This is a genomic window from Lysobacter changpingensis (genome assembly GCF_017308985.1).
GTDB classification, from domain to species: domain Bacteria; phylum Pseudomonadota; class Gammaproteobacteria; order Xanthomonadales; family Xanthomonadaceae; genus Lysobacter_J; species Lysobacter_J changpingensis.
Genome location: NZ_JADWPE010000008.1, coordinates 60,931 through 86,643 on the forward strand (window position 1 = coordinate 60,931; position 25,713 = coordinate 86,643).

18 protein-coding genes and 1 pseudogene are annotated in these 25,713 nt (G+C 69.1%); 6 read left to right on the forward strand and 13 right to left on the reverse strand.

Annotated features, from left to right (window positions below):
* Positions 1–11 precede the first annotated feature (11 nt).
* The 4 genes from I4U41_RS17710 to I4U41_RS17725 all read right to left on the reverse strand — a co-directional run bounded on the left by I4U41_RS17710 (position 12) and on the right by I4U41_RS17725 (position 5,712).
* Positions 12–2,090, reverse strand: coding sequence for a type VI secretion system Vgr family protein (locus tag I4U41_RS17710; protein WP_206862503.1), 2,079 nt, complete (start codon positions 2,088–2,090; stop codon positions 12–14).
* Between the two features lie 97 nt (positions 2,091–2,187).
* Positions 2,188–4,185, reverse strand: coding sequence for a protein-L-isoaspartate(D-aspartate) O-methyltransferase (locus tag I4U41_RS17715; RefSeq protein ID WP_206862504.1), 1,998 nt, complete (start codon positions 4,183–4,185; stop codon positions 2,188–2,190).
* 3 nt (positions 4,186–4,188) lie between these two features.
* Positions 4,189–4,677, reverse strand: a complete 489-nt coding sequence (locus tag I4U41_RS17720) for a DUF6496 domain-containing protein (protein ID WP_206862505.1) — start codon at positions 4,675–4,677, stop codon at positions 4,189–4,191.
* A gap of 258 nt (positions 4,678–4,935) precedes the next feature.
* Complete coding sequence (locus I4U41_RS17725; protein ID WP_206862506.1) at positions 4,936–5,712, reverse strand: SDR family oxidoreductase; 777 nt, start codon at positions 5,710–5,712, stop codon at positions 4,936–4,938.
* Positions 5,713–5,804: 92 nt separating this feature from the next.
* Between I4U41_RS17725 and I4U41_RS17730 the strand changes: the two genes are divergently transcribed.
* Complete coding sequence (locus I4U41_RS17730) at positions 5,805–6,026, forward strand: hypothetical protein (protein ID WP_206862507.1); 222 nt, start codon at positions 5,805–5,807, stop codon at positions 6,024–6,026.
* Between the two features lie 309 nt (positions 6,027–6,335).
* Here the strand turns inward: I4U41_RS17730 and sppA are convergent, their stop codons facing one another.
* Entirely contained in the window at positions 6,336–8,219 is a 1,884-nt protein-coding gene (gene sppA / locus I4U41_RS17735) for a signal peptide peptidase SppA (RefSeq protein ID WP_206862508.1), read from the reverse strand.
* Positions 8,220–8,381: 162 nt separating this feature from the next.
* Complete coding sequence (locus tag I4U41_RS17740) at positions 8,382–9,758, reverse strand: MATE family efflux transporter (protein WP_206862509.1); 1,377 nt, start codon at positions 9,756–9,758, stop codon at positions 8,382–8,384.
* A 135-nt stretch (positions 9,759–9,893) separates the two neighbouring features.
* On the opposite strand from I4U41_RS17740, the pseudogene I4U41_RS17745 reads away from it, so the two are divergent.
* A pseudogene (locus tag I4U41_RS17745) lies at positions 9,894–10,206 on the forward strand (DUF3667 domain-containing protein); the annotation flags it as partial.
* A gap of 1,352 nt (positions 10,207–11,558) precedes the next feature.
* On the opposite strand, the gene I4U41_RS17750 reads toward I4U41_RS17745, so the two are convergent.
* Both I4U41_RS17750 and I4U41_RS17755 read right to left on the reverse strand, forming a co-directional pair.
* Positions 11,559–12,194 (reverse strand): DUF3106 domain-containing protein, encoded by a 636-nt coding sequence (locus I4U41_RS17750; protein ID WP_206862510.1) that lies wholly within the window; start codon positions 12,192–12,194, stop codon positions 11,559–11,561.
* Positions 12,184–13,323, reverse strand: coding sequence for a sigma factor-like helix-turn-helix DNA-binding protein (locus I4U41_RS17755; RefSeq protein WP_206862511.1), 1,140 nt, complete (start codon positions 13,321–13,323; stop codon positions 12,184–12,186). Before I4U41_RS17755 ends, I4U41_RS17750 begins: the two co-directional genes overlap by 11 nt.
* A gap of 302 nt (positions 13,324–13,625) precedes the next feature.
* Between I4U41_RS17755 and I4U41_RS17760 the strand changes: the two genes are divergently transcribed.
* Positions 13,626–15,824, forward strand: coding sequence for a primosomal protein N' (locus I4U41_RS17760; RefSeq protein WP_206862512.1), 2,199 nt, complete (start codon positions 13,626–13,628; stop codon positions 15,822–15,824).
* Positions 15,825–16,019: 195 nt separating this feature from the next.
* Here the strand turns inward: I4U41_RS17760 and I4U41_RS17765 are convergent, their stop codons facing one another.
* From I4U41_RS17765 to I4U41_RS17775, 3 genes are read right to left on the reverse strand one after another with little or no spacing between them, the layout of a single operon-like run.
* Positions 16,020–18,518 (reverse strand): spermidine synthase family protein, encoded by a 2,499-nt coding sequence (locus I4U41_RS17765; protein WP_206862513.1) that lies wholly within the window; start codon positions 18,516–18,518, stop codon positions 16,020–16,022.
* Positions 18,515–19,264: a protein-L-isoaspartate(D-aspartate) O-methyltransferase gene (locus I4U41_RS17770; protein ID WP_206862514.1), complete on the reverse strand. Its 750-nt coding sequence runs from the start codon at positions 19,262–19,264 to the stop codon at positions 18,515–18,517. The genes I4U41_RS17765 and I4U41_RS17770 overlap by 4 nt, the downstream gene beginning before the upstream one ends.
* 44 nt (positions 19,265–19,308) lie before the next feature.
* Positions 19,309–20,055 carry an NYN domain-containing protein gene (locus I4U41_RS17775; RefSeq protein WP_206862515.1) on the reverse strand — a complete coding sequence of 249 codons (747 nt, stop codon included), beginning with the start codon at positions 20,053–20,055 and terminating at the stop codon, positions 19,309–19,311.
* Between the two features lie 191 nt (positions 20,056–20,246).
* Between I4U41_RS17775 and tal the strand changes: the two genes are divergently transcribed.
* The 3 genes from tal to I4U41_RS17790 all read left to right on the forward strand — a co-directional run bounded on the left by tal (position 20,247) and on the right by I4U41_RS17790 (position 23,992).
* The gene (gene tal / locus I4U41_RS17780; RefSeq protein ID WP_206862516.1) at positions 20,247–21,197 is read left to right on the forward strand and encodes a transaldolase; all 951 of its coding nucleotides are present in this window, start codon (positions 20,247–20,249) and stop codon (positions 21,195–21,197) included.
* Positions 21,198–21,404: 207 nt separating this feature from the next.
* The gene (locus I4U41_RS17785) at positions 21,405–22,727 is read left to right on the forward strand and encodes an MFS transporter (RefSeq protein ID WP_242525345.1); all 1,323 of its coding nucleotides are present in this window, start codon (positions 21,405–21,407) and stop codon (positions 22,725–22,727) included.
* Positions 22,724–23,992, forward strand: coding sequence for an NAD(P)/FAD-dependent oxidoreductase (locus tag I4U41_RS17790; protein ID WP_206862518.1), 1,269 nt, complete (start codon positions 22,724–22,726; stop codon positions 23,990–23,992). The genes I4U41_RS17785 and I4U41_RS17790 overlap by 4 nt, the downstream gene beginning before the upstream one ends.
* A 3-nt stretch (positions 23,993–23,995) precedes the next feature.
* On the opposite strand, the gene I4U41_RS17795 is transcribed toward I4U41_RS17790, so the two are convergent.
* Both I4U41_RS17795 and rpoH read right to left on the reverse strand, forming a co-directional pair.
* A complete protein-coding gene (locus tag I4U41_RS17795) occupies positions 23,996–24,460 on the reverse strand; it encodes a DUF1203 domain-containing protein (RefSeq protein WP_206862519.1) in 465 nt (154 codons plus the stop codon).
* Between the two features lie 136 nt (positions 24,461–24,596).
* Positions 24,597–25,472: an RNA polymerase sigma factor RpoH gene (rpoH, locus tag I4U41_RS17800; protein WP_206862520.1), complete on the reverse strand. Its 876-nt coding sequence runs from the start codon at positions 25,470–25,472 to the stop codon at positions 24,597–24,599.
* Positions 25,473–25,713 lie beyond the last annotated feature (241 nt).

Consider the following 25,713-nt stretch of genomic DNA (forward strand, 5'->3'; position numbering starts at 1 on the left):
GGACCTCCGTGTCAGTCGCCGGTGGGACGCCAGATCCAGCTGAAATCGGGAACGTCCCCTTCGGCGGGCTCGCCGAATATCGAGAAGTCGTTCCCGGCGCCGTCGGGATCCCGTTGAACGGGCCCTTTCAGGAGGATCTCGAGTCCCTCGATGGTCACGCCGCTGCCATCCAGGGTGATCGTGCCGCCGAGGCCGCAGATTCTCAGACTCTCACTCGCCTTCAGTTCGACCACGCGCGTGCGCTGGGTGATGCGCTCGCCGGCTTCGATGTCGTGGCGCTCCGCGACCTTGTGTTCGTAATGGCCGCCGGTTTCAACCTTGCGGTCGGATGCGGTCTTCTCGATGCGAACGTTGCCGACGTCCTCGATCAGGTCCTTGCCAATGGTGAGCTGCCGCGTCCGCCCGATGTCGATGACGTGATCGCGGCCCAGCGTTTCGCGGCGATCCTGGCCGATGCTCAGGGTTTCATCGTTGCCGACGGCTTCCTTGCGGTCGTGGCCAATCTGGATGGTTTCGTCGTTGCTGACGTCCTCGCTGCGGTCGTGGCCGATGCGCGTGGTCTCGTCGTTCTCCACGACGATGTTCTGGTCCTTCTGTGCATGGACGAAGATTTCTTCCTGGCCGGCTTCGTCCTCGAAACGCAGTTCGTTGTAGCCCTTGCCCTTGTGGGTCTGGGTCTTGAACGTCGTCCGCGTCTTGTGCAGCGGCAGCTCGTAGGGCGGTTTGTTCGCCGCGTGGTAGGTGCGCCCCGTGACGATCGGTTGATCGGGGTCGCCCTCCATGAAGCTGACGATCACTTCATGTCCGATTCGCGGGATCGCCATGAAACCGTACATCGGCCCCGCCCAGCCTTGCGACACGCGGATCCAGCAGGTGCTGTTCTCCGACCAGTTGCCCTCGCGGTCCCACGGGAAGTACATCTGCACTCGCCCGTGGACATCGGTGTGGATCTCCTCACCCGGTGGACCGACGACGTGGGCGATCTGCGGCCCTTCGATCACCGAGCGCGGGGCGGGCTCGGGCTTCCAGTCGTAGTGCGCGGGCACCACGGTGGCTTCGTAGCGATAGCGGGTGCCGTGTTCGGCGCCAGCGGCGTCAGCTTCCTGCGAGGTCGCCTGTTCGCCGCTGTGACGCATCGCTATCACACGCCAGCGCGCGTTGAGAGCCTCGGTCGGGTGTCCGGTCAGCTCGAATGCCAGGCCGGGCCACAGGCGCGCGTCGTCGCCTTCGATGGCCGCGTGCTCGGTGAGGTTACGAAGTCCGGAAAGCTTCGTTCGCGTAAAGGGTTTGCCCGCGGCTTCGGCCTTGTACCGGCCCGGATAGTCGTAGTGCTCATAGTCCCCGATGGCCTTGTCGTGGCTCCAGGGCCTCGCTTCGTGCTGCAGGTCATACCGAGGGTTGTGAAATGTCGCGTCCCGCTGCGTCACGCGAGTGGGCGCAAGTTGGCGGCGGTGCGCGAAGTGCCACAGGTGCGGCTGGGGCGCATCGCCGACAGGGGCGGGCTGGTACAGCACCTTGCCGTCGAGCGTCGGCGCGGTGTCGATGCGATCAGTCAGGACGAGACGGCTTTGGTTTGCCGCGTCGTGCCAGTAGACGATGCCTTCTTCCGTCGCGAGACGATGAACGAAGCGGTCGTCGTGTTCCCTGTACTGGGTGGCGTATTCGCGCGGCTCGTGGTGGCCGAGATACGTCGTTTTCGTCCCTTGAAAGCGATGCTCTTTCAGGATTGTTTCCAGGATCTCCGGCGCATTGACCTGCTGGAAGATGCGGCTGTTGTGGCGCAGTGCCAGGCGCGCGAGCGGTGATTCGACGACCGCCCTGTAGCGGGTCAGCCGGAAGCCGGTCTCGCACTGCTCGAACGCGGTGCAGATGCCGTGCACCGTGCGCACCGGCTCACCGTCGCGTTCGATGGTGAAGACCACTTCGGAGTCGAGAAGTATGTCCGACTCTATGTCGGGCTCCGAACTACCGAGCTCCAGTTCGAGCCTGAACGGCTGCGACACCCCTTCGATCAGTTCGAAGCGCACGACGTCGAGTGTCGCTCCTCGCGTTCCTCCAAACCGGAAAACCAATTCCGATTGCGCCGCCATAATCCTTTCGCTCCCTGGGACGGAGCGGCCAAGTTCGGCCGTGACGCGTCACGCGTCCACGGGAATGTTTCTCAGATTGAAGAAGTGCCACGCGGAATCACACCCCGAACGGATACGTCTCCGGCACCTCGCCCGCGTCCGTCGCCGGCGCCTCCAGCGCATCCACCGCCCTGGTTTCGTCGAACCACACATAACCATCGTATTGCCGCGCGAGCGATGCGCGCGCGTAATGGCTCTGCAATTCCGTCGCGGGCCGGTAGATCACGCCGATGAAGCGCTGCAGCAGCGGCTCCGACAGCGCGCGTCGCATCGCATCATCATGGCCTTCGCACAGGTCGAGCAGGAAGCGGGGGACGCCGCTTCCGTGGCACAGATGCTCGATGCTGCCGGTGCGCGACGGGCGAACGTCCATCACTTCCATCTCGTCGCCCCAATCGTGCGCGGCGGCCACGGTCCCGGCGTGCGTGCCGAAACCGACCAGCGCGACCTCGCCGGAATGCCGCTGCCGCACGAGCTGGCCGATGTTGTGTTCGCCGCGCGACTGGCCCATGTCGGTGTGCCGCGCATCGCCGATGTGCGAGTTGTGCGCCCACACCACCGCGCGCGAACGCGGGCCGTGCGCCTGCAGCAACGCGTCGAGGGTGTCGGCCATGTGCTCGTCGCGAAGGTTCCAGCTTTCCGCGCCGCCGTAGTACATCACGCGGTAATAGCGTTCGGCGGAGGCGACCAGGCGCGCGTTCTGCGCGGCGTCAAGATGATCAAGCGACAATCCGTCGACGATGCCGAGTCGATGCTCCAGCAGTTCGCGACACTGGCGCACCACCGCTTCCTCGCACAACGCGTGGCCCGCACGCAGCGCCGCGCGGCCGTACACCTCGGGCGAGCGCTGCCATGGCGTGAGGCAGCCGTAGCGCTCGCGCGCGACGACGGCGGCTTCGGGATCGACGCGATCCAGGTATTCCAGCACCGCCTCGATCGACGCGTTGAGACTGTAGATGTCGAGCCCGTAGAAGCCGACCTGCGCCTCGTAGTCGCGGCCTTCGTTGTACTGGCGCATCCACGCGGCCAGCGCGGCGATCTCGCGGTTGCGCCACATCCATGCCGGAAAACGCGTGAACACCGGCCCATGCGGGCGCCTGGGCAGGTGCCGCACATGGCGGTTGATCACCGACGCATCGGGCCAGTCGGCCTCCACCGCGACGAGGGTGAAGCCGTGGCGTTCGACCAGCCTGCGCGTGATCGCGGCGCGCGCGGCGTAGAACTCCGACGTGCCGTGGCTGCATTCGCCGAGCATCACCACGCGCGCCTCGGCGAAACGTTCGAACGCGTCGGCGAACGCGTCGTCGTCCACGTCGGGCAACGGGATCGCGTGTTCGGCGATGAGCGAGGCCGCATCGTCCCCACGCGCCGCCGCCGGAACATGGCGGCTCGCGGCGCGGCGGCCGTCCTCGGCCCAGCCCTGCTCGCCCACCAGCGGCACGAACATCACCGCGCCCAGGCTTTCCTGCTCGAACGTGTCTTCGCCCGTGCGGCGGATCTTCAGCAGTTCCTGCACGAGCCCTTCGTCGCCGACCGGAATCACCAGCCGTCCGCCGATCGCGAGCTGCTCGCGCAACGCCTGCGGCGGCGCCGGCGCGCCGGCCGCGACGAGGATCGCGTCGAACGGCGCGCCTTCCGGCCAGCCACGCGTGCCGTCGGCGGTGTGCACGTCGATGTTGTCGTAATCCAGCCGCGCGAAGCGCGCGCGCGCTTCATCGGCCAGCGATGCGTGACGCTCGATCGTGTGCACGTGTCGCGCCAGGCGCGACATCAGCGCGGCGGCGTAGCCGGAACCGGTGCCGACTTCCAGCACGCGATCGTTCGGCGAGATCTCGGCCGCTTCCAGCATCAGCGCGACGATGTACGGCTGCGAGATGGTCTGGCCTTCGCCGATCGGCAGCGGGCTGTCCTCGTAGGCGAACTCCTCCATGCCCGGATCGACGAAGCGTTCGCGCGGCACCTGCGCCATCGCGGCAAGCACGCGTGCATCGCTCACGCCGCGACCCGCCAGGTGGCTGCGGACCATGCGCATGCGGGCGGCATCGAAACCGGCCATGCATCAGCCCTCGCGCTTGCGCGTGCGCGCGGCCTTCTTCGCCGCGGCCTTGCGGCCTGCCGCGCCCTTGGTGCGCGCCGCCTTCTTCGCGGCGGCGGAACGCTCGCCCGCGGTGCGCTTGCCCGCCGCCTTCTTCGCCTGCTTCGACAGCGCGGTCTTGCTTGCGGCGCGCGTCCCTTCCTTTTTCAACGCCTTCTTCGTCGCGCGCGAACGTTTCGCCGCCGGCTTGTGCGGATGCTCGCCCGCTTCCAGGTCCTTGCGCGCCTTGCGTCTGGTCTCCGCCGGCGTGTCGTCGGACGGCTGCACCTTGACGCCGGCGCGGCGCGCCTTCGACAGACCGATCGCGATGGCCTGCTTCGTCGATCTCGCGCCGTGCTTGCCTTCGCGGATGTGCTCGATTTCCTCGCGGACGAATTCGCCCGCCTGCGTGCTCGCCGACTTGCCTTCTCGCTTGTCGCGGCGCGCGCGTTCGAGGGTGCTTCGCTCCGGCACGTCATCACCTCCCGCCTCAATGGGTGGTGCCATTGATTCGCGATGCGCGTTACGTCGCGGTCATGCGCGGGCCGGGCAGCCTTCACCTGTTTGTATCCTGGGGCGGTGTACGCTCCATCGTGCCTTGAAGGGTGATACGACCGTTTCGCAACACGACATGTTCGTTCACGATCTTCAAGGTGGACAGCAGGCTTCACGCCTGCCATCGGCCGCCGGGCGATTCAGCACCGCTCGGCGGCTTTTCGTTTGCGCACGTATTCAGAAGCCGTAGCGCAGGAAGCCGCCGTCCACCGCGATGCATTCGCCGGTGATGTAGCCCGATGCGGGCAGGCACAGGAACGCGACCGCCGCCGCCACTTCCTCCGGCTCGCCGATGCGTCCAAGCGGTGTGCGCAGGAGCACTTCGTCGAGGTAATCCGGATCGGCGAGTTTGTCGGAGGTCCGACGCGTGCGGATGTACCACGGCGCGACCGCGTTCACGCGCACGCCGTCCTCGGCCCACTCGACCGCGAGGTTGCGCGTCATCTGGTGCATCGCCGCCTTGCTCATGCCGTACGGTGCGCCGGTGCGCACGTGCGTGGCGCCCGACACGCTGCCGACGTTGACGATGCTCGACGACGCGTGCTTCGTGAGCAGCGGATGCGCGTAGCGCGAGAGTTCGAACGCGGAGAACAGGTTGACCTCGAACACCTGCCGCCATTCGTCCTCGGTGTAGTCGGTCGCCGCCTTGGTGAGGTTGCCGCCGGCGTTGTTCACCAGGATGTGCAGGCCTTCGCCGAAGTCCTCCACCCAGTCGAGCAGTTCGCGACGCTGTTCGTCGTCGGCGACGTCGGCGACGAACGCCTGCACTTCGCGCTCGGGGAAATCCTCCAGCAGTTCGCCGCGCACGGCGTCGAGCCCGGCGACGTCGCGCGCGGCGAGCAGCACGTCGGCGCCGAAGCCGAGCAGTTCGCGCGCGACCGCGCGACCGATGCCGGCGCTGCCGCCGGTGACCAGGGCCAACTGCCCGTCGAGTCGCCAACGTTTGGGATCCATCGCCGTCTCCGTGATTGGGGGCCTGCACCGGTTACTTGCCGCGCGTGGCGGCCGGCGTAGCATAGCGGCGGACCAGCCACGAGGGTGCGGGAATGGTGCGGACGCTGCTGACGGGAATGACGGTGCTGGCATTGCTCGCGGGCTGTTCCAAGCCCCGGCCGCCGGAGAAGGAGCGGCCGGTCGAGCCGCAGGCGACGCAGTTGCGCGATGCGATCAACGCGCCGATCGACAAGGCGAAGAACGTCGAGAAGCAGTTGCAGGAGGCGGCCGATGCGCAGCGTGCGGCAATCGATGCGCAGGAGGGTGGGGGTTGACCGGTTCTTCGAACCGGTCGGATCGGAAGAGGCGCGGATCGGCGCGGGACGATTGGAAGCTTCCGCTCTGGTCCATGCCATTTTTCTGATGTGATTCGCGTCGGACGTTTTGCCGCGCGTTTGTTCGTCATTCCAGCGAACGCTGGAACCCATCCGGCTCTTCGGCCAGGCGAAGAAAGCAGCGTGCCGTGAGCGTCGAAACCCGGCACGTCCCGCCTCCTCACCCAACCCCTCTCCCGTCGGGAGAGGAGCTCAAAGCGCCCGCGTCGTTACTTCTACCGTCGATTCCGAATCCCGAATCCCGGCGACTCAGAAACCGCAGAAGCAATAAGCCAACGCCTTCACCGGCACGCCGCGCGTCGGCGTGATCGCGCCTTCGAGGAAGCGCAGGTCCTGCGCCGTCTGCGGCGAGGCCTTGGCGATCAGCGAACGCGCGATGTCGGAATCGCGCATCAGCGCGCCGCCCGCACGACTGGCGATGAAGCCGGTGAAGAAGCGCTCGAACGGCGTCGCCGCCTTTTCGATGTAGCGCACCTGGTAGTCGCCCGCCTGGCCGAGTTCGGCGCGCTTGGCGGCGAAGGCGACGGCCTGCTGGAGGCCGCCGAGTTCATCGACCAGGCCACGTTCCTTCGCCTGCGCGCCGGTCCATACGCGTCCGCGCGCGATGGCGTCGACCTGCTCCACCGGCTTCTTGCGCGCGGTGGCGACGCGGCCGGTGAAATCGCGGTACCCCTTCTCGATCACCGACTGGATCACCTGCCCGACTTCCGGCTGCAACGGCCGGGTGATGTCGAACGCGCCGGCGAAGCGCGTGGTGCCCACGCCGTCGCTGCGCACGCCGATCTTCTCCAGCGCGCGCGGGATCGTCGGGATCAGGCCGAAGATGCCGATCGAACCGGTGATGGTGGACGCGTCGGCGTAGATGCGGTCGGCGTCCATCGAGATCCAGTAACCGCCCGATGCGGCCAGGTCGCCCATCGACACCGCGACCGGCTTGCCGGCCTTCTTCAGGCCGACGATCTCGCGGCGGATCTGCTCGGAGGCGAACACTTCGCCGCCGGGCGAATCCACGCGCAGCACCACGGCTTTCACGTTTTCGTCGTCGCGCGCCTCGCGCAGCAGCTCCGCCGTGGACTCGCCGCCCACGGTGCCCGGCGGCTGCTCGCCGCCGCGGATCTCGCCTTCGGCCACGACCACGGCGACCTGCGGACGCGGATCGACCGCGCTGATGCCGCTGTCCAGCTGGGTGAGGTATTCGTCGAGCGACGCCTGGCGATAACCGCCCGGCGCGTCCTCGTCGGCGACGCCGCGCTGCGCCAGCAGGTCATCGACTTCCTCGCGCGTCTTCAGGCCGTCGACCAGCCTGGTCTGCAGCGCGAACTTCGCCAGGTCGCCCTGCGCGCCCTCGATGCCGGCAGGCATCTGGTCGATCTGCTGCGACAGCCGCGCCGCGTCGAGCCTGCGCGCCTTCGCGACGTCGGCGAGGTAGCGCTGCCACACGTCGTTCATCCAGTACAGGTCGGCTTCCTTCGCTTCGGGCGAAGCCGCGTCGAGCACATAGGGTTCGGCCGCCGACTTGTATTCGCCGACCTTGAACAGGTGCACATCGACGCCGAGCTTGTCCTGCAGGCCTTCGCGATAGAACGTGCGATAGCGGCCCAGGCCTTCCAGCAGCATGCCGCCCATCGGGTCGAGATAGACCTCGCTGGCCTGCGCGGCGAGCAGGTACTGCTTCTGGTCCATCATCTCGGAGAAGGCGACCACCTGCTTGCCGCTGGCCTTCACCCGCGCGATGGCGTCGGCGGTCTCGCGCAGCGATGCCATGCCGGCGGCCTGCAGCTTGTCGAGGTTGAGCACGACGCGTTCGACGCGCTTGTCCTTCGCCGCGGCATCCAGCGCGCGCACGAGGTCGCGCAGCTGCACTTCGCCGCCCTTCTCGCCGAGCGCGCGTTCCAGCGCGCGGGTCAGCGGATCGCTGCTGAACTGTTCGACCAGGTTGCCTTCCGGCGCGATCACCAGCGTCGTGCGCTCGAGCAGCGGCTTGGTGCGCGGTCCCGCCATGAGGATGGCGAGGAACAGGAACAGCAGCAGCAGGAACAGCAGGTTGAGGACCAGCCGGCGGGTGAAGTTCATCGCATCCCACACGCCGATGAAGAACCGGGCGATGGGGCCGCGACGCGGAATGTCGTTCATACGGTCTCCTGGATCACGCCACCAGCCTAAACGCGCGCGGGCGCGGAATCACCCGCCATTCGTAACACGGTGGTTTGGGAGGGGGAGTGAGGGGGCGGTACTCGGGATTTGAGGCGTATCGGCGCTTTTCCAATCCCGAATACCGACTCCCGAATCCCCGCTTCACGGCCCCCGCATCACCAGGCGGTCCGGATGGCTCGACCGCACGAACCGCACGCACAGCAGCACCGCGGCGAAGGTCAGGCCGGCGATCAGGCCGATCCACATGCCGCGCGGGCCCCAGCCCAGGCCCAGGCCGAGGCCGGCGCCCAGCGGCATGCCGATACCCCAATAGGCAATCGCGGCCAGCACCATCGGCACGCGGGTGTCCTTGAGCCCGCGCAGCGCGCCGGCGGAAAGCACCTGCACGCCGTCCGGGAACTGGAACGCCGCCGCGTACAGCAGCAGCGAGGCGGCCAGCGTCGCGACCGCGGCATCGGCGGTGTAGAAGCTCACCAGCAGGTCGTTGCCGGCCAGCAGGACGATGCCGGAGAACAACTGCGTCCCCAGTACGATCGCGTAACCGGCCTTCGCCGCACGCCGCACGCCGTGGAAATCCGCGCGCCCGAGCGCATGGCCCACGCGCACGGTGGTCGCCTCGGCAAGCCCCATCGGCACCATGAAGCACAACGCGGACAGGTTGATCGCGATCTGGTGCGCCGCCGCCGGCACCTGGCCCAGCCGGCCCATCAGCAGCGCGGTGGCGATGAACAGGCCGCCTTCCATCAGCACCGTCACGCCGATCGGCAGGCCCGTCGCCAGCAGCCCGCGGATGGTCGGCCAGTGCGGCAGGTCGAAGCGTTCGAACAGTTTCAGGTCCGCGAACCGGCGCGAACGCTTGAGCACGATGAAGAAGCCGATCGCCTGCACCCACAGCATGATCGCCGAGGCGAGCCCCAGCCCGCCGGCGCCCATCTCCGGGAAGCCGAACTTGCCGAAGGTCAGCGTGTAGCCCACCGGCAGCAGGATCAGCAGGCCACCGGCACTGAGCACCAGGGTCGGCAAAGTCCAGTGCAGGCCTTCGCTGAGATAGCGCATGCAGAAGAACAGCGTCAGCGCGATCACGCCCCAGCGGATGCCGTGCAGGAATTCGGTCGCGCCCGGGATGATCTCCGGCGCGATGCCCATCGGTCCCAGCGCGTGCGGGATCAGCGTGAGGAAGGCAAACAGCACCAGCCCCAGCCCCAACGCGAGCCACATCGCCTGCCGGAACAGGCCGCCGATGTCCTCGCGGCGGCCCGCGCCGTCGAGCTGCGACACCGACGGCGGCACCGACAGCAGCGTGCCGATCGGCACCATCATCGGCAGCCACCACAGCGCGGTGCCGATGGTGACCGAGGCAAGCGTGGTCGTGCCGTGGTGGCCGGCCAGCACGTTGTCGACGAAGCCGATCAGGCCCGTGGATACATGCCCGCCCACGAGCGGCGCGGCAAGGATGGCGGTGGTGCGGATTTCGCCGAACAGGCCGTTGCGGCCGGGCGAGACGGAAGCGAGCGACATCGAAGCAACCAGACGCACGACTACGGCCGCGCGACCGCATCCAATGTCGGGCGCTGGCGCCGGGTCGCGGCGGCCCGGTATCTTAACCGCTGCCAATGAATGTCTGTGTTCGTGCGCCGGGGAGAGCGTTGACACATGAGTTCCAGCACCGGCCACGCGCCTCACGACGTCCATCCGACCCATTGCGAGAACTGCGGCGCCGCGCTGCAGGGCCACTATTGCCACGATTGCGGGCAGTCCGTGGTGAACCCGATCCGCCACGCCGCGCACGCGGTGGAGGAAGTGTTCGAGGCGTTCTGGCACCTGGACGGCCGCATCTTCCGCACCCTGCGCGACCTGCTGTCGCCGGGGCGCATCGCCATCATTTACCTCTCCGGCCAGCGCGCGAAGTACGTCGCGCCGCTGCGGCTGTTCGTGGTGCTGAGCGTGCTGACGTTCTTCGTCGCGCAGCTGGTCATCCACGTCGATACGCGGGACACGTCGGTCGAACTGCTCGACCAGGGCGTGGAGAAGAGCGCCCACCGCGCGCAGAACGTCAACCGCGAGAACAAGAAGTTCACCACCGCGACGAGCATCGAGGACGTCGAGCGCATCCGCGCCACCGAACTCGCCGAACTCGCCGAGGGCCGCGATGCGGTCTCGACGATGCTGCCGCACGTGCGCAAGCCGTTCGAGATCGCGATGACCGACGTCAACGCCGCCGCCGATCGCCGCGTCGCGGAGCTGATCCGGCAGCACGATCTCACGCCGCGCGAGGTCGAGCGGGAAAAGGCCGCCGCGCAGCGCGAGATCGACGCCGAACGCAGGCAGGCGCGGGCCATCCCGGAGATGGACAAGGCCAAGACGCTGGCCGAGCTGGAAACGCTGCGCAACGATCGCCTCAAGCGGCAGCAGGCGGAGCTGGCCGCGCTCGCGCCGGCGCAGACCGCCGAGCGCCGGCGCATGCTGATGGAGATCCGCGAGACCAACGAAGCGGCCGGATGCCGCGCGGCGCAGCTGCAGATCGCGGTGGCTCGCGGCAGCGAAGGCACGCGTACGCGCAAGACGGTCGACGACGCACGCATCTACGGCGAAACCAACTGCGACGGACGGCTGACGCTGTTCGGCAGCAACGAGCCGTGGGACGAGGAACTCAACCCGGTGACGATTTCCTGGGCGCCGCGCTTCGTCAACGCGTGGATCAACCGGCAGATCGCGCACGGCAAGGACAACATGGCGCGCGTGCAGCACGACTACGGAATGCTGGTGAAGGCGATGCTCGGCGCGGTGCCGTCGGCGCTGTTCCTGCTGGTGCCGGTGTTCGCGCTGCTGCTCAAGCTGGCGTACCTGGGCTCGAAGCGGCTGTACCTGGAGCACCTGGTCGTCGCGCTCTACAGCCATGCGTACCTGTGCCTGGCGATCCTGACGTTCTTCCTGCTGATCGCGCTGGACAACGCGATCGAGCCGAAATGGGCCGGTTTCGGCTGGATTTCCGGCACGCTGGAACTGCTGCTGTGGCTGTGGATGCCGATCTACCTGTGGATCATGCAGAAGCGCGTGTACGGCAACGGCTGGCTGCTCACGTCGCTGCGCTATTTCGTGATCGGCAATCTGTATTTCGTGCTGCTCGGCTTCGCGGTGGTGTTCATCACGCTGGCGAGCATCGTGCGGATGTGAGGCGCGCGAGGGCTCGGGCAACGGCCCAAGGCAACGCCCGCGTTTGTAGCCCGGGTAAGGCCGAAGGCCGCACCCAGGGTCGCGTCACGTCGAGGGATTCCCGGGTGCGCTTCGCTTAGCCGGGCTACAACGGCAACGCAGCGCTCAGTGCTGCAACCGCCGCCACAACCAGTCGCCGCGCTCGCTCGCGCTGACCGACACCAGCTCGCGCCGCAATTCCGCGCGGGCGGCCGGTGGCGTGCGCTGCGCGAGGACGCCGAGGTCGCGCCGCTGCTGCGGCGTCATCGATCGCAGCGTGCGCAGCAGCGCCGCGTGCTCGGCTTCCGGCACCTGCGCCAGCAGCGGCTGAAGGGCGACGTAGTCCGCGCCGAGCGACGGACCGAACAGCCAGCCACGACGTTCGCTGCGATCCATCGCCTCGAACTGCGCGCGCCACGCGGCCTGCACGTCCGGCGCCATCGCCGCGTACTGCGCGGCGGCGGCCTGCGCCTGCGCGCGTTCGCCAGGCGACAGCGCCTGCCAGGCCTGGTAACGCTCGCGACGCTGGTCGCGCTCGGCGCGCGGCAGGGCGTCCCACTGCGCGGCGCGCTGCCGGAAGGCGGCCTGCTCCGCGGGCGGGAATCCGTCCCAGCGGCGCGCGTTCTCGCGCACGCCGGCCTGGGCCGCGGGCGGCAGGCGTTCGAGCAGGTCCTTCAACTCCGGCGGTGTCGCGACGGCAGTGGCGGTCGCCAGCGTCAGCGCGAACAAGAGCCCGCGACGGCGCGACAGGTCACGGCGCATCTTCGGTCTCCGCCTGCGTCTCGCCGGCGATGCCGTCCGCCACCGGCGACGGGGCGACGTTCTCGTCGGCCGGCGCATCGACCGGCGCGGCCGGCGGCGCCGGCGCGGTGACGCCCGCCGCCTGCTGCGCGGCCAGCCAGCTGTTGAATTCCAGGTCCTGCGCGGCGGCCTCGCCCTGCGGATCGGCGAGCAGCGCGAAATCGCGATGGGTGATCATCGCGGTTTCCTCGCCAAAGCCCGACGCGGGCGAATCGGCTTCCGGCAGCGGCTGGACTTCGATCCGGCGCGAGCCGCCGACGCCGTCGACCGTCGAACCGATCGGCAGGAAGGTCGCCGCCAACCCGGCCACGCACAGCGCCAGCAGGCCCCAGAGCAGCGGCATCAGCCAGCGCGGACGCGACGCGGGAGTCGCGTCGGCCCGGGGTGCCGTCGCTCCGGTTTCGCCCCGCAGCACGGTTTCGCGGGCCGAGCTCAGGCGCACCAGCCGGTCGGGCGGCAGGGTCTTGATGCGACGGTGGATCTGCTCGCGCAGCTGCTGCCAGGCGAGCGGGTCGGCGCGCCCGTCGGCGTGGTGAGGGAGCGCCCGCTGGAGCGCTAGCCGGTAGCTGGGCAGCCCCACGCCGAGCACCTCCGCGGCCTCCTCCTCCGACAGCCCGGCGGCGACGCGCAGCAGCAGGGCCGCACGCGGGCCGCTGCCGAGTTCGCCGAGCCGGTCGGTGGCCTCGACCGCGATGGCAACCGCCGTCCGGTGCTGGAGCCGCGGCTGGGCCAGCAGCAGCGACCAGAAGCGGCGCGGCCATTCGGCCATCGGAAGGCTGCCGGCCTCCGGCCGGAACTGACGCATGGCGTCGGCCAGCGCGGAATCGCCCGCGGTGGCATCGCCGGCCTGGAGCTCCGCCAGGACCGCGCCGCGGCGCTCGATCCCGCGCAGGAAAGCGGACAGCGCCGGGGCGCCTGAAGGACGGGGGGAAGCGGACGGAACGCTCATCGGGACTGCATCACCATGCGCCGATGATAACGACGCGGCCCGGTGAAATTCCGCTTGACATTGCTGAGCCAGCCGCTCCTCCAAGCGGGACGCGGCCTTCGCCGGAAAAGCGGTTGTGCACAGCAGTAATCGGACCGTCATGCAGGGCTTCCTGAACGCGGCCTTCAGCTGGGTGACAACCGTGTTTCACGCCTAAGCTCATGATTTCAAAAGAAATATCGGCTTTGGCACTTTTTTCACCAACATAGCTGCGAGGCTTGTTTTCCGGGAATCGGGCCCCGCTCGCAACCCGCCATGCACAGATTTATCCACAGATCGTGTGGATAAGGACGTTTTCGCTTTGTGGCCGGGCACTTGCGTGATTTTTGTCACAGACGGTGCAGCAATGCCGCGCAAGCTTCGCGGCGGCTTTCGTGCCAGACCGGGCCCGGTAGACTTCGCCGATGCCCGACGCCCTCACGACCCCGCCCGCCGTCTGGCGGGTGGCCCTGCCCGTGCCGCTGCCGCGCCTGTTCGACTACCGGCCGCCGGAAGGCGAGGCGGTCGGCGGGGACGACGTCGGCCTGCGGGTGCGCGTGCCGTTCGGCAGTCGCGAACTGGTGGGGATCGTCGCCGAAACCGGGCCCGCCGAGCCGGATGCGCCCGAGTTGAAGCACGCCCTCGCCCGGCTCGATGCGGAGTCGGTCCTTCGCGGCGAGCTGTTCGAATCGCTGAACTGGCTGGCGCGCTACACGCACGCGCCGCTCGGCGAGGTGCTGGCGACCGCGCTGCCCGCCGCGCTGCGCCGCGGCGAGCCGCTGCCCGATACCCACGCCTGGGCCTGGCAGCTGACCGAAGCCGGCCAGACCGCCCGCGAACGCCTGCGCGCCGGCAAACCGCGCCGGTTGGCCGACCTGCTCCAGACCGGCGCGCTGGACGAGGACCGCCTCGACGTCGAGCTCGAGGACTGGCGAGCCGCCGCCCGCGCGCTGGCCAGGCGGGAGCTGGCCGAGCGCATCGCCGTGCCCGCCGTCGCCTATGCGGTGGAACCGCGTCCCGGCCCGGAACTGCATGCCGAACAGCAGGCCGCCGTCGACGCCATCCTCGCCGCGCGCCACGGCTTCGCCGCGCTGCTGCTCGACGGCGTGACCGGCAGCGGCAAGACCGAGGTCTACCTGCACGCCATCGCCGACTGCCTCGCGCGCGGCAAGCAGGCGCTGGTGCTGGTGCCGGAGATCGGCCTGACCCCGCAGACGCTGGCGCGGTTCCGCGCGCGCCTGGGCGTGCCGGTGCACGCGCTGCATTCGGGCCTGGGCGACGGCGAACGCGCGCGCACCTGGACCGCCTTCGCGCGCGGCGAGGCGCGCGTGGTCGTGGGCACGCGGTCGGCGGTGTTCCTGCCGCTGCCGGAGGCCGGGCTGATCGTGATCGACGAGGAACACGACGGCAGCTTCAAGCAGCTCGACGGCATCCGTTACCACGCGCGCGATTTCGCGCTGGTGCGCGGCAAGGCGCTGGGCGTGCCGGTGCTGCTGGGCAGCGCGACGCCGTCGCTGGAATCGCTGCGCAACGCCCACGCCGGCCGTTACGAACACCTTCGCCTGCAGCAGCGCGCGGGCCAGGCGCAGCCGCCGGCGGTGCGCGTGTGCGACGTGCGCAAACGGCCGCTCGAAGCCGGGCTGTCGCCGGAAATGCTCGATGCCATCGCGCACGCGCTCGACGCCGATGGCCAGGTGCTCGTCTTCAAGAACCGCCGCGGCTACGCGCCGGTGCTGCTCTGCCACGACTGCGGGTGGAGCGCGCAATGCCAGCGCTGCGACGCGCCGATGACGGTGCACGGCGGCGGCCGGCGCCTGCAATGCCACCACTGCGGCGCGCGTCGTCCGGCCCCCAACGCCTGCCCCGACTGCGGCGGCCTGGCGCTGCAACCGCAGGGCGCGGGCACCGAGCGTATCGAGGAGGTGCTCAGCGCGCGTTTTCCCGACGTGCCGGTACTGCGCATCGATCGCGGCACCACGCAGCGTCGCGACGCGCTCGAACACGCGCTGGCGAAGTTCGGCACGCAGCGCGGCATCCTGGTCGGCACGCAGATGCTGGCGAAGGGGCACGATCTGCCCAACCTCACGCTGGTCGCGGTGGTCGGCGTCGACGAAGGGCTGTTCTCGGCCGATTTCCGCGCGCCGGAGAAGCTCGCGCAGCTGCTGATCCAGGTCGCCGGCCGCGCCGGCCGCGCGCAGCGCAAGGGCGAGGTGCTGCTGCAGACGCATCATCCGGGCCATCCGCTGCTGGCGACGCTGCTGGCCGGCGGCTACCACGCGTTCGCCGACGTGGAACTCGAACAGCGGGAGATCGCCGGGTTCCCGCCGTTCGCGCACATGGCGATGTTCCGCGCGGAGGCGCAGCAAGTGGATGCATGCGAGGCGTTCCTGCGCATGGCACGCGAGGTGCTGCGCGACGTGCACGCGCCACTCGACCTGCACGGCCCGCTGCCGGCACCGATGCCGCGCCGCGCGGGATACCAGCGCATGCAGCTGCTGCTCTCCGCCGCCGACCGCCGCAGCCTGCATGCGGCACTGGAAGCCGCGCTTCCGGCGATCCATGCCTCCCCGGAAGCGCGGAAGGTTCGGTGGTCGCTGGATGTGGATCCGGTGGATCTGTATTGATCGGGACGCGGGACTTTGGAAAGCTGATCACGTGAGCTTTCTTCATCCGCCACCGTTTCCGTCGTCCCGGCGAAGGCCGGGATCCAGGCCCGTAACGCAAGGCCACTCCCTCACCGGCAATCCACCACTCCGTCATTCCAGCGAAAGCTGGACCCATTTTGCTCTCGCTCCAGATCGTCATTCCGCGAACCAGCCCTAACGCACATCACCCCGCCACACCCACGCTGCCGCCCCATACAACACGACCGCGATCACCAGCGTCGCCTGCAAGCCGATCGCGATCGCCAGCAGCAACGCCAGGATCGCCGCGATCACCGACGCGCAACCGTTCAACCCCCACGCCCACGGCACGAACGCCGGCGCGCTGCGCGACAGCCGCGCGAGACCGAGCGGAAACGGCATGCCCATCGCGAACGCGAGCGGCGCGATGCCGATGAACCCCAGCAGCGCGCGCAACGCCAACGGCCACGACGACGCCAGCGCATGCGCCGCCGCGAAGACGGCGATCTGCCACGCAAGTCCCAGCACGATCGCCCGTACCGCCCACGCGATGCGCGAGGCGAGCGCGGCGTCATCGGGCTGCGATCCGGACATCCAGCGTTGCGCATGCAGGCTGCCGAGCCCCGCGCACAGCAGGATCGCGGCGAGCCCGACGTTCGCCGCCAGCCATGGATGCCCGACCAGCAACGTCAGGCGCGAGAGCGTGGCGATCTCTACCAGAAGGAACGCCAGCCCCAACGCGAGGAAGTACGCGCCGACGCGCAGCCGCGAAGGCGGCGCCGCGCCGCCATCGCGCGACAGCGCGCGCAACGGCAGCAGCACGAGCACGAGCGCCAGCACCATCGCCTGCACCAGCGTCGCCACCAGCACGAGATAACCCGAATCCAGCAGCACAGCGCCGCCCTGCGCGCGCAGGCGCCACAGCTCCGGCAGGCTGCGCCAGCGGAAGAAATGCCCGAAGTACGGGCGATCGTCGCGCGCGGGCTCGATGTCGAAGCGGTACGCGCGGACGTACGCGCGCGCGTCCGCCGACAGCAGCGCCTGCACGCCGTCGAACAGGGTCGACGGTTCGAGCAGGTGGAAGCGTTCGTCCGCACGCGCACGCCATCCGGGCGCGTGCACGACATCGAATCCATGACGGTCGGCGAAACGCAGCAGCGCGCCCGCCGCTCGCGGCTCGATCGCGGAGCGCGAGAGCAGCCACGTGCTCGCATCCCAGTTGCGGATCGCCGCCACGTGGCGCGACGGATCGGCCACGCCTTCGCCACGCAGCGCTTCGACGACGGTGCCGAAGAGCTTGAGTTCGTCGCGTGGCGGCTGCTTGCTCCAGCGCGTCGCGACCACCATGCCGTGTGGCGTGAGCGTTCGCAGGTAATCGCGCATCGCCTCGACGGTGAGCGCGTACTGCTCGCTCGCCGACTGCACGCCCGCGCCGCCGCTGGCGAAGGATTCGCCACCTGCGAGCACGACCAGGTCGTAGCGGTCGCGGATCGTGCGGACGAACGCGCGCGGCTCGGCGACGAAAGCGCTCACGCGCCGGTCGTCGAAAAGATGGCCCGAGTAGGCGCCGAAATCCCCGCGAATCCACTGCATGCGCTGGGCGGACCCTTCGACCGCGTCGACATGACGCGCGCCGAGCGTGAGCGCCTGCAGCACCTCCATGCCGCCGCCCGCGCCGAGCACGAGCACGCGATCGGGCGTGCGCATGCGATACGGCAGCGCCGAGGTCATCGCTTCGAGCCACTGTCCGTCGGAGTGCCCATCGTCCCGCACGATCGGCGACATCGCATCGCCATCGGTGTAGAGCGCCAGTTGCGCCGGCGGCTCGGCGGCGTGCGACAGGCTCAGGCCCGGCGCGTACCGGATCGGCACGCGCGGGCTTTCGACCATCGCGAAACTGCCGTAGGGATCGGATCGCTCGGCGATCACGCGCGCGCCCGGCAGCAGCAGCGTCTTGCTCAGTCCCTTGAACTCGTTCGGGCGCGGCGCGAGCAGCTGCGTGGGCCAGGTCATCAGCAGCGCGAGTGCGACGACGCATGTGGCCACGCGCACCGCGACGCTGCGTGCGATCAGCCACGCCGCCACCGGTCCGCACAACGCCGCGATCAACAGCCCGTAACGCACCGGACATGCACTGGCAGCGAGCGCGGCGAGCGCGCCGATCGCAGCGCCGACCAGATCGGCGCCGTACAGCGCCGGGATGCGCGATCCGTGTCGCGCGAATGCGAGGCCGAAGCACGCCGCCGCGAAGAAGAACGGCACCGACAAGGTGAGATACAACGCGCCGAGCCACAGCAGCTGGCGCGGATTCCACACCAGTTCCAGGCCGTTGAACGGAATGGCGCGCGCGATGACCAGCGTGATCGCCGCACTCGCCGCGAACAGCAACGCGCACCCGGCGAACGCCGCGTCGAAATCGCGTGCGAGCCGCGCGTGCCGCGCGCCGCGCAACCACAACGCCAGCCACGTACCGCTGGCGCCGTGGCCGAGCAGCGCGAGGCTGATGATCATCACCGCGAACGGATGCCAGTGCGCGATCGCGAGCCATCGCATCAACAACAGCTGCCACGCCAGCGCGGCGGCCGACAGCAGCGCGATGGCGATGGGAAGCGCGATGGAATGTCCGGCGGCCCGTGCATCCGCGCGTTCGCCGGCGGACGCGAAGCGCAACGCCGCGGGGTCGGACGCGCTCACGGGCCACCGGTGAGCGGCACGAAGCGCACCGGCAGTACCTGCCGCGTGCGCACGCGACCACGCGCGTCCTTCTCCACCAGCAGCAGCGTCTGCGTGAAAAAGCTGCTGCCCACCGGGATCACCATGCGTCCGCCGGGCTTGAGCTGTTCGACGAGTGGCGGCGGAATCGACGATGCCGCGGCGGTGACGACGATGGCGTCGAACGGCGCGTGTTCCTTCCAGCCGTAATAGCCGTCCGCCGTGCGCGCCTGCACGTTCGGATAGCGGCGCAGGCGCTGCGCCGCCTGCTTCGCCAGCGGCGCGACGATCTCGACCGTGTACACCTTCGCCTGCGTTTCGGCGAGCACCGCCGCCTGGTAGCCCGATCCGGTGCCGATCTCCAGGATCGCCTGCCCCGCGCGCGGCTTCGCCAGCGTGGTCATCAGCGCGACGATGTACGGCTGCGAGATCGTCTGCCCGTGGCCGATGCCGAGCGGCCGGTTCTCGTAAGCGTCGTTGCGTTCGCTTGCCGGCACGTACTCGTGGCGCGGCACGCGCGCGAGGACGTCGAGCACCGCCGGATCGATCCGCCTCGCCGTGCCCGCGTCGGCGCGCGACTGTTCGCGCAGTTCGGCGATGAGCGCGGCGCGCGGCGCGGCATGGGGATCGGCCGCCCTCGCCGGCGGTACGAGCATCGCCGCGACGAACAACGCCAGCGCCACCGCGCAGCGATGCGGGACCCGCGCGAGGGCGACGCCGCCGTCCATGGCGCGAGTCTAGGCCGGGGGGCGTTAGCGTCCCGGCAACGCGGTCATTCCTTCTTCGCCGCGGGCGGACGCTTGCGCGGCCGCAAACGCACCCACACGACCTGCTCGTCCTGGCGCACTTCGAACACGCCGGTGGCCTCGATCAGGTCGCGCAGCTTGCGATAGCCGTAATTGCGCGAATCCAGCGAGGCGCGGTTGGCGATCTGGTGGCCGACCGCGCCCAGGTGCGCCCAGCCGTCGTCGCCGCTGGCGGATTCGACCGCGCCGCGCAGCACGCGCATCAGGCGCGTGTCTCCGCGCAGTTCCTTCTCGGGTCTGGGCAGCGTGGCAGGCGCTGCGGCCTCGCTGGTCGGCTGGCCCAGGGCTTCCAGGTAGGTGAACTTCGAGCACGCGTTCACGAACGGCAGCGGCGTTTTCTTCTCGCCAAACCCATACACCTTCACGCCATCGGTGAGCAGGCGCATCACCAGCGGGGTGAAGTCCGCGTCGCTGGACACGATGGCGAACGCGTCGAGGTTGCGCGCGTACAGCAGGTCCATGGCGTCGATCACCATCGCCATGTCGGAGGCGTTCTTTCCGGTGCTGTAGGCGAACTGCTGGATGGGGCGGATCGCGTATTCGTGCAGCGTCGCCTCCCAGCCCTTCAGGTGCGGGCTCTTCCAGTTGCCGTAGGCGCGGCGCACGTTGGCCGCGCCATAGCGGGCGACCTCGGCCAGGATCACGTCGATCTTGCCGGCCGGCGCGTTGTCGGCGTCGATCAGCAGGGCGATGCGGCGCTCGGGTTCGGCCATGGCGGATTCCGGGGACGCGCCGGGGCGGCGTTGCGGCGAGCCTATCGCAGGCGCTTGCGTCCGGTGCAACGCGGCCGTCACGACCCGGTCCCGCAATGCGCCACGACAGGCGGGGTAGCGCTACCCCGTGCACGCGCGATCCCCCACAATGGGGCGGAACCCTCGACACGACCCTCGACAGCAACCCCACCATGACCAACCAGCTCGAACAACTCCGCGCCTACTCGGCCGTCGTGGCCGACACCGGCGACATCGATGCGATCGCCCGCTTCCACCCGCTCGACGCCACCACCAATCCCTCGCTGCTGCTCAAGGCCGCCTCGCTGCCGCGCTACGCGCCGCTGATCGACTCGGCGATCTCGCAGGCACGTGGCACCGATCTGGTCGCGCGCGTGTCCGACGCCGCCGATCTGCTGGCGGTGACGGTGGGCGTGGAGATCCTCAAGCTCATCCCCGGCCGCGTTTCGACCGAAGTCGACGCGCGCCACAGCTTCGACACGCAGGCCACGCTGGCGCAGGCGCGCAAGCTGGTCGCGCTGTACGAACAGGTCGGCATCGGCCGCGAGCGGCTGCTGATCAAGATCGCCTCGACGTGGGAAGGCATCCGCGCCGCCGAGCAGCTCGAGCGCGAAGGCATCAACTGCAATCTCACGCTGCTGTTCTCCTTCGCCCAGGCCGTGGCCTGCGCGGAAGCGGGCGTGTTCCTGATCTCGCCGTTCGTGGGCCGCATCCTCGACTGGCACCTGGCCAACGGCGCCGGGAAGCCCGCGACGCCGCAGGACGACCCGGGCGTGCAGTCGGTCACCCGCATCTGGCAGCACTACAAGCGCCACGGCTTCGACACCGTGGTGATGGGCGCGAGCTTCCGCAACACGGGGCAGGTGCTGGCGCTGGCCGGTTGCGATCGCCTGACGATCTCGCCGGATCTGCTGCACGCGCTGGCCGATGCCGAAGGCGAGGTGCCGCGTGCGCTGGTGGACAGCGGCGAACGCGCGCCGGCGCCGGCACGCATCGACGAACGCACCTTCCGCTGGGACCACAACGAGGACGCGATGGCGACCGACAAGCTCGCCGACGGCATCCGCAAGTTCGCCGCCGACCAGCGCAAGCTGGAGGCGATGCTGGCGCAGCGGCTGGGGTAAGCATTCAGGCTGCCGCGTGATGCACTGGAAGCCCGGCGCGTGCCGGGCTTCCTGCTTCTGTAGCCAGGGTAAGGCCGAAGGCCGCACCCGGGTGGGGGCCGCATCGACGCAACCCGGGTGCGCTTCGCTTACCCGGGCTACAAGGGCGGCGTCAACGCGTCATCGGGTTCGTTCGGGCAAACTATCGGCATGGATGCCACCGCCCCGATGACACCCACCCAGCGCCTGCGCAGCATCTTCAGCGGTTCGGTCGGCAATCTGGTCGAGTGGTACGACTGGTACGCCTACTCCGCGTTCGCGATCTATTTCGCGCCGCACTTCTTCCCCAAGGGAAACACCACGGCGCAGCTGCTCGACACGGCGGCGGTGTTCGCCGTGGGCTTCCTGATGCGTCCGGTCGGCGGGTGGCTGATGGGCCTGTACGCCGATCGCCACGGCCGCAAGGCCGCGCTGATGCTCTCGGTGCTGCTGATGTGCGCCGGCTCGCTGCTGATCGCCCTCGCGCCCGGCCACGAGCGCATCGGCGTCGCCGCGCCCGCGCTGCTGGTGTTCGCGCGATTGCTGCAGGGCCTCAGCGTGGGCGGCGAGTACGGCACCTCCGCGACGTACCTGAGCGAGATGGCCGAATCGAAGCATCGCGGTTTCTGGTCCAGCTTCCAGTACGTCACGCTGGTGATGGGCCAACTGCTCGCGCTGGCGCTGCTGGTGCTGCTGCAGCGCGCGTTCCTCACCGAGGAGCAACTGCACGACTGGGGCTGGCGTATCCCGTTCGTGGTCGGCGCGCTGTGCGCGCTGACCGCGCTGTGGCTGCGGCGCGGCATGCAGGAAACCGAATCCTTCGCCGTCGCCAGAACGCGCGAGCGCACGCAGCGAGGCAGCCTGCGCGTGCTGCTGCAGCATCCGCGCGAAGTGCTCACCGTGATCGGCCTCACCATGGGCGGCACGCTGTCGTTCTACACGTTCACCACCTACCCGCAGAAGTTCCTGGTGAACACCGGCGGTTTCAGCAAGGCCGATGCGACGCTGATCTCCGCGATATCGCTGTTCGTGTTCATGCTGCTGCAGCCGCTGGTCGGCGCGCTGTCGGACCGCACCGGGCGGCGTCCGATCCTGATCGCCTTTGGCGTGCTCGGCACGCTGTTCACCTACACCATCCTCAGCGGCATCGCGGCCTCGCGCACGGTGATGGACGCGTTCTTCTGGGTGATGTCGGGCCTGCTGATCGTCACCGGCTACACATCGATCAACGCGGTGGTGAAGGCCGAGCTGTTCCCCGCGCACATCCGCGCGCTCGGCGTCGGCCTGCCGTATGCGCTGACGGTGTCGGTGTTCGGCGGCACGGCGGAATACATCGCGTTGTGGTTCAAGCAGATCGGCCACGAATCGTGGTTCTACGTCTACGTGACCGCATGCGTGGCGGCGTCGCTGTGCGTGTATGCGCTGATGCGCGACACCCGGAAGCACTCGCGCATCGACCGCGACCACGACATCGCCGACCATCTCGACTGCAACGCAAGGGAACGCGCATGACGGATTCAAACGCACGTCCGCACGCGATCATCGTGGGCGGCGGCTTCGGCGGCCTGTGGGCGACGCGCGCGCTCGCCGGCAACGACGTCCGCATCACGCTGATCGACCGGCGCAACCACCACCTGTTCCAGCCGCTGCTCTACCAAGTCGCGACCGCCGGCCTGTCGTCGCCCGACATCGCCGCGCCGCTGCGCCACATCCTGCGCAACCAGGACAACGTCGAAGTGCGACTGGGCGAAGTCATCGGCCTGGACATGCAGGCGCGCACGGTGTCGCTCGCCGATGGCGATGCGTTGCGCTACGACTACCTGCTGCTCGCCAGCGGCGCGACGCACGCGTACTTCGGCCACGACGAATGGAGCAAGGATGCGCCCGGCCTGAAAACGCTGGACGACGCGCTGGCGATCCGCCGTCGCCTGCTGCTCGCGTTCGAACGCGCCGAAGCCTGCGACGATCCCGCCGAACGCGACGCGTGGCTGAACTTCGCCGTCGTCGGCGGCGGCCCGACCGGCGTGGAGCTCGCCGGCACGCTGGCGGAGATCGCCCGCCACACGCTCACCCGCGAGTTCCGCAACATCGATCCCTCGCACGCACGCGTGCGGCTGATCGAAGCCGGGCCGCGCGTGCTCGCGTCGTTTCCCGAATCGCTTTCGGAGAAGGCGCGCAGGCAGTTGCAGAAGCTCGGCGTGGACGTCGTCACCGGCACGCCGGTGAATGCGATCGATGCGAACGGCTACACGCTCGGCGACACGTTCGTTCCCTCGCGCACGGTGCTGTGGGCCGCGGGCGTGGCGGCCTCGCCGCTGGGCGCGCTGCTCGGCGTGCCGCGCGATCGCGCCGGCCGCGTGCCGGTGGAGGCCGACCTGAGCGTGCCCGGGCATCCGGAGATCTTCGTCGCCGGCGACCTCGCCAGCGTGCAGCAGGACGGCAAGCCCGTGCCCGGCGTCGCGCCCGCCGCGAAGCAGATGGGCGCGCACGTGGCGAAGGCGATCCAGGCGCGGCTGGCGGGCCGTCCTTCGCCCGCGTTCCGCTATCGCGACTTCGGCAATCTCGCGACGATCGGCCGCATGGCGGCGGTCGTCGACCTGCACGGCTTCAAGCTGTCCGGCCTGCTCGCGTGGTGGTTCTGGCTCGCGGCGCACGTGTTCTTCCTCATCGGCTTCCGCAACCGGCTGATCGTGCTGCTCAATTGGGCATGGTCGTACTGGAGCTACCAGCGGCACGCCCGGATCATCCTCGGCCGCGACGCACCGCCGCCGGGCTGATGTTCATGCACGCGTGACGCGGCACGCGTAGCAGCCGTAACGCGCGAAGTGCACGTGCAGGTAGCCGACGTCGGCGCGATCGAAGAAGCGCGCGATGAGCGATTCAATCGCCGCGCCTTCGACGACGTCGGCGATGCGCATCATGCCGTCGTCGCCGTAGGCGCGGATCGAGAGCGGGCGGCGGCGCAGTTGTTCGGGAACTTCGCCGATGGCCGGCGTCGTGTCCGTTGCGTTCTCGCGCACGAAGATCGGGCCGGATGCGCGATACGGCGTGGCGACGGCATGGTGCTCGTACGGCAACAGCACCAGGCGTTCGCCCGGCTCCGCATCGCGCAGGCTCACGCGACAGGGAAACGATGCGGCCTGGTCGGCGACGACGCGGCGGATGTCGCGCGCGGCGAGTTCGTCGTCGGTGAGCGCGAACAGCGGCGCGAACCGTGCAGCGGGCAGTGCGTGGATGCGGAACATGACGGGCTCCTGTTGGATGCCGTCATGCTCGCCGCGACGCGCGGGGTTCGATATCCGATCCTTGCGGCGAGTCGCGGGGCCGCAACGAAGAACGGCCCGGTTTCCCGGGCCGTTTCGCATGCATCGCGTTGCCGACTTACGCCGCGAACAGCGCGCGCATCTTCTTCAGCGCGTTGGCTTCGATCTGGCGGATGCGTTCGGCGCTGACGCCGTACTCGTCGGCCAGTTCCTGCAGCGTGATCTTGCTTTCCGAATCCAGCCAGCGACGCTTGACGATGTCGCGCGAGCGCTGGTCCAGGCCCGACAGGCCTTCGCGCAGCAGGGCGAGGTGGTTGTCCTCCTCGTCCTCGCGCTCGTACGCCTGCGAGGGGTCCTCGGCGTCGGCGCGCAGGTAGGCGACCGGCGACGGCGGCGCGTTGTCGTCGTCCTCGTCCGGCGCATCGAAGCCGATGTCGCGGCCCGACAGGCGCGATTCCATCTCCAGCACTTCGCGCTCGGACACGTTGAGGTCCTGCGCGACGGCGCGGACTTCCTCGGCGTTCATCCAGCCCAGGCGGGTCTTGGACTTGCGCAGGTTGAAGAACAGCTTGCGCTGCGCCTTGGTCGTGGCGACCTTCACGATGCGCCAGTTCTTCAGGATGAACTCGTGCATCTCGGCGCGGATCCAGTGCACCGCGAAGGACACCAGGCGCACGCCCTGGTCGGGGTCGAAACGCTTGACCGCCTTCATCAGGCCGATGTTGCCTTCCTGGATGAGGTCGCCCATCTGCAGTCCGTAGCCGTTGTAGCCACGGGCCACGTGGACGACGAAGCGCAGGTGGGAATGCACCAGCTCACGGGCGGCGTCGAGGTCCTCTTCGTCGCGGAAGCGGCGTGCCAGGGCCTGTTCGTCCTCGGCGGTGAGCACCGGGATGCGGTGCACGGCGTTGACGTAGGCATCCAGCGAACCGAGCGCGCTCGGCACCGGGAGGTTGTTGGAGACCAGCGGGAGGGACAGGGTGTTCTGGGTCATGGGGGGCATCTTAGCAGTCGATATGGTGGTCTGCTAAAGGTCGAAAGGGCCTCAGTGTTTCATGGATGGGATAAAGCGAGGAACGAGCCAGGACGGAACGAGAAGTGAGAGGAAGCGGCGTCGCTTCGCGTCTTGTTGGCTTGCGAATCAATCATTTGGGCCGTGAGCGGGGCGTCGGGACCACGTGACCGCACGCCCGTGGCACGGGCCATTCATAGACCGGAACGGGGCCGGAAAGTTC

Excerpts from the sequence above, each read along its gene's own strand:
- I4U41_RS17710 (WP_206862503.1), bottom strand. The coding sequence starts at position 2,090 with ATGGCGGCGCAATCGGAATTGGTTTTCCGGTTTGGAGGAACGCGAGGA.
- I4U41_RS17715 (WP_206862504.1), bottom strand. The coding sequence starts at position 4,185 with ATGGCCGGTTTCGATGCCGCCCGCATGCGCATGGTCCGCAGCCACCTG.
- I4U41_RS17725 (WP_206862506.1), bottom strand. The coding sequence starts at position 5,712 with ATGGATCCCAAACGTTGGCGACTCGACGGGCAGTTGGCCCTGGTCACC.
- I4U41_RS17730 (WP_206862507.1), top strand. The coding sequence starts at position 5,805 with ATGGTGCGGACGCTGCTGACGGGAATGACGGTGCTGGCATTGCTCGCG.
- sppA (WP_206862508.1), bottom strand. The coding sequence starts at position 8,219 with ATGAACGACATTCCGCGTCGCGGCCCCATCGCCCGGTTCTTCATCGGC.
- I4U41_RS17740 (WP_206862509.1), bottom strand. The coding sequence starts at position 9,758 with ATGTCGCTCGCTTCCGTCTCGCCCGGCCGCAACGGCCTGTTCGGCGAA.
- I4U41_RS17750 (WP_206862510.1), bottom strand. The coding sequence starts at position 12,194 with ATGCGCCGTGACCTGTCGCGCCGTCGCGGGCTCTTGTTCGCGCTGACG.
- I4U41_RS17755 (WP_206862511.1), bottom strand. The coding sequence starts at position 13,323 with ATGACGGTCCGATTACTGCTGTGCACAACCGCTTTTCCGGCGAAGGCC.
- I4U41_RS17760 (WP_206862512.1), top strand. The coding sequence starts at position 13,626 with ATGCCCGACGCCCTCACGACCCCGCCCGCCGTCTGGCGGGTGGCCCTG.
- I4U41_RS17770 (WP_206862514.1), bottom strand. The coding sequence starts at position 19,264 with ATGGACGGCGGCGTCGCCCTCGCGCGGGTCCCGCATCGCTGCGCGGTG.
- I4U41_RS17775 (WP_206862515.1), bottom strand. The coding sequence starts at position 20,055 with ATGGCCGAACCCGAGCGCCGCATCGCCCTGCTGATCGACGCCGACAAC.
- tal (WP_206862516.1), top strand. The coding sequence starts at position 20,247 with ATGACCAACCAGCTCGAACAACTCCGCGCCTACTCGGCCGTCGTGGCC.
- I4U41_RS17785 (WP_242525345.1), top strand. The coding sequence starts at position 21,405 with ATGACACCCACCCAGCGCCTGCGCAGCATCTTCAGCGGTTCGGTCGGC.
- I4U41_RS17790 (WP_206862518.1), top strand. The coding sequence starts at position 22,724 with ATGACGGATTCAAACGCACGTCCGCACGCGATCATCGTGGGCGGCGGC.
- I4U41_RS17795 (WP_206862519.1), bottom strand. The coding sequence starts at position 24,460 with ATGTTCCGCATCCACGCACTGCCCGCTGCACGGTTCGCGCCGCTGTTC.
- rpoH (WP_206862520.1), bottom strand. The coding sequence starts at position 25,472 with ATGACCCAGAACACCCTGTCCCTCCCGCTGGTCTCCAACAACCTCCCG.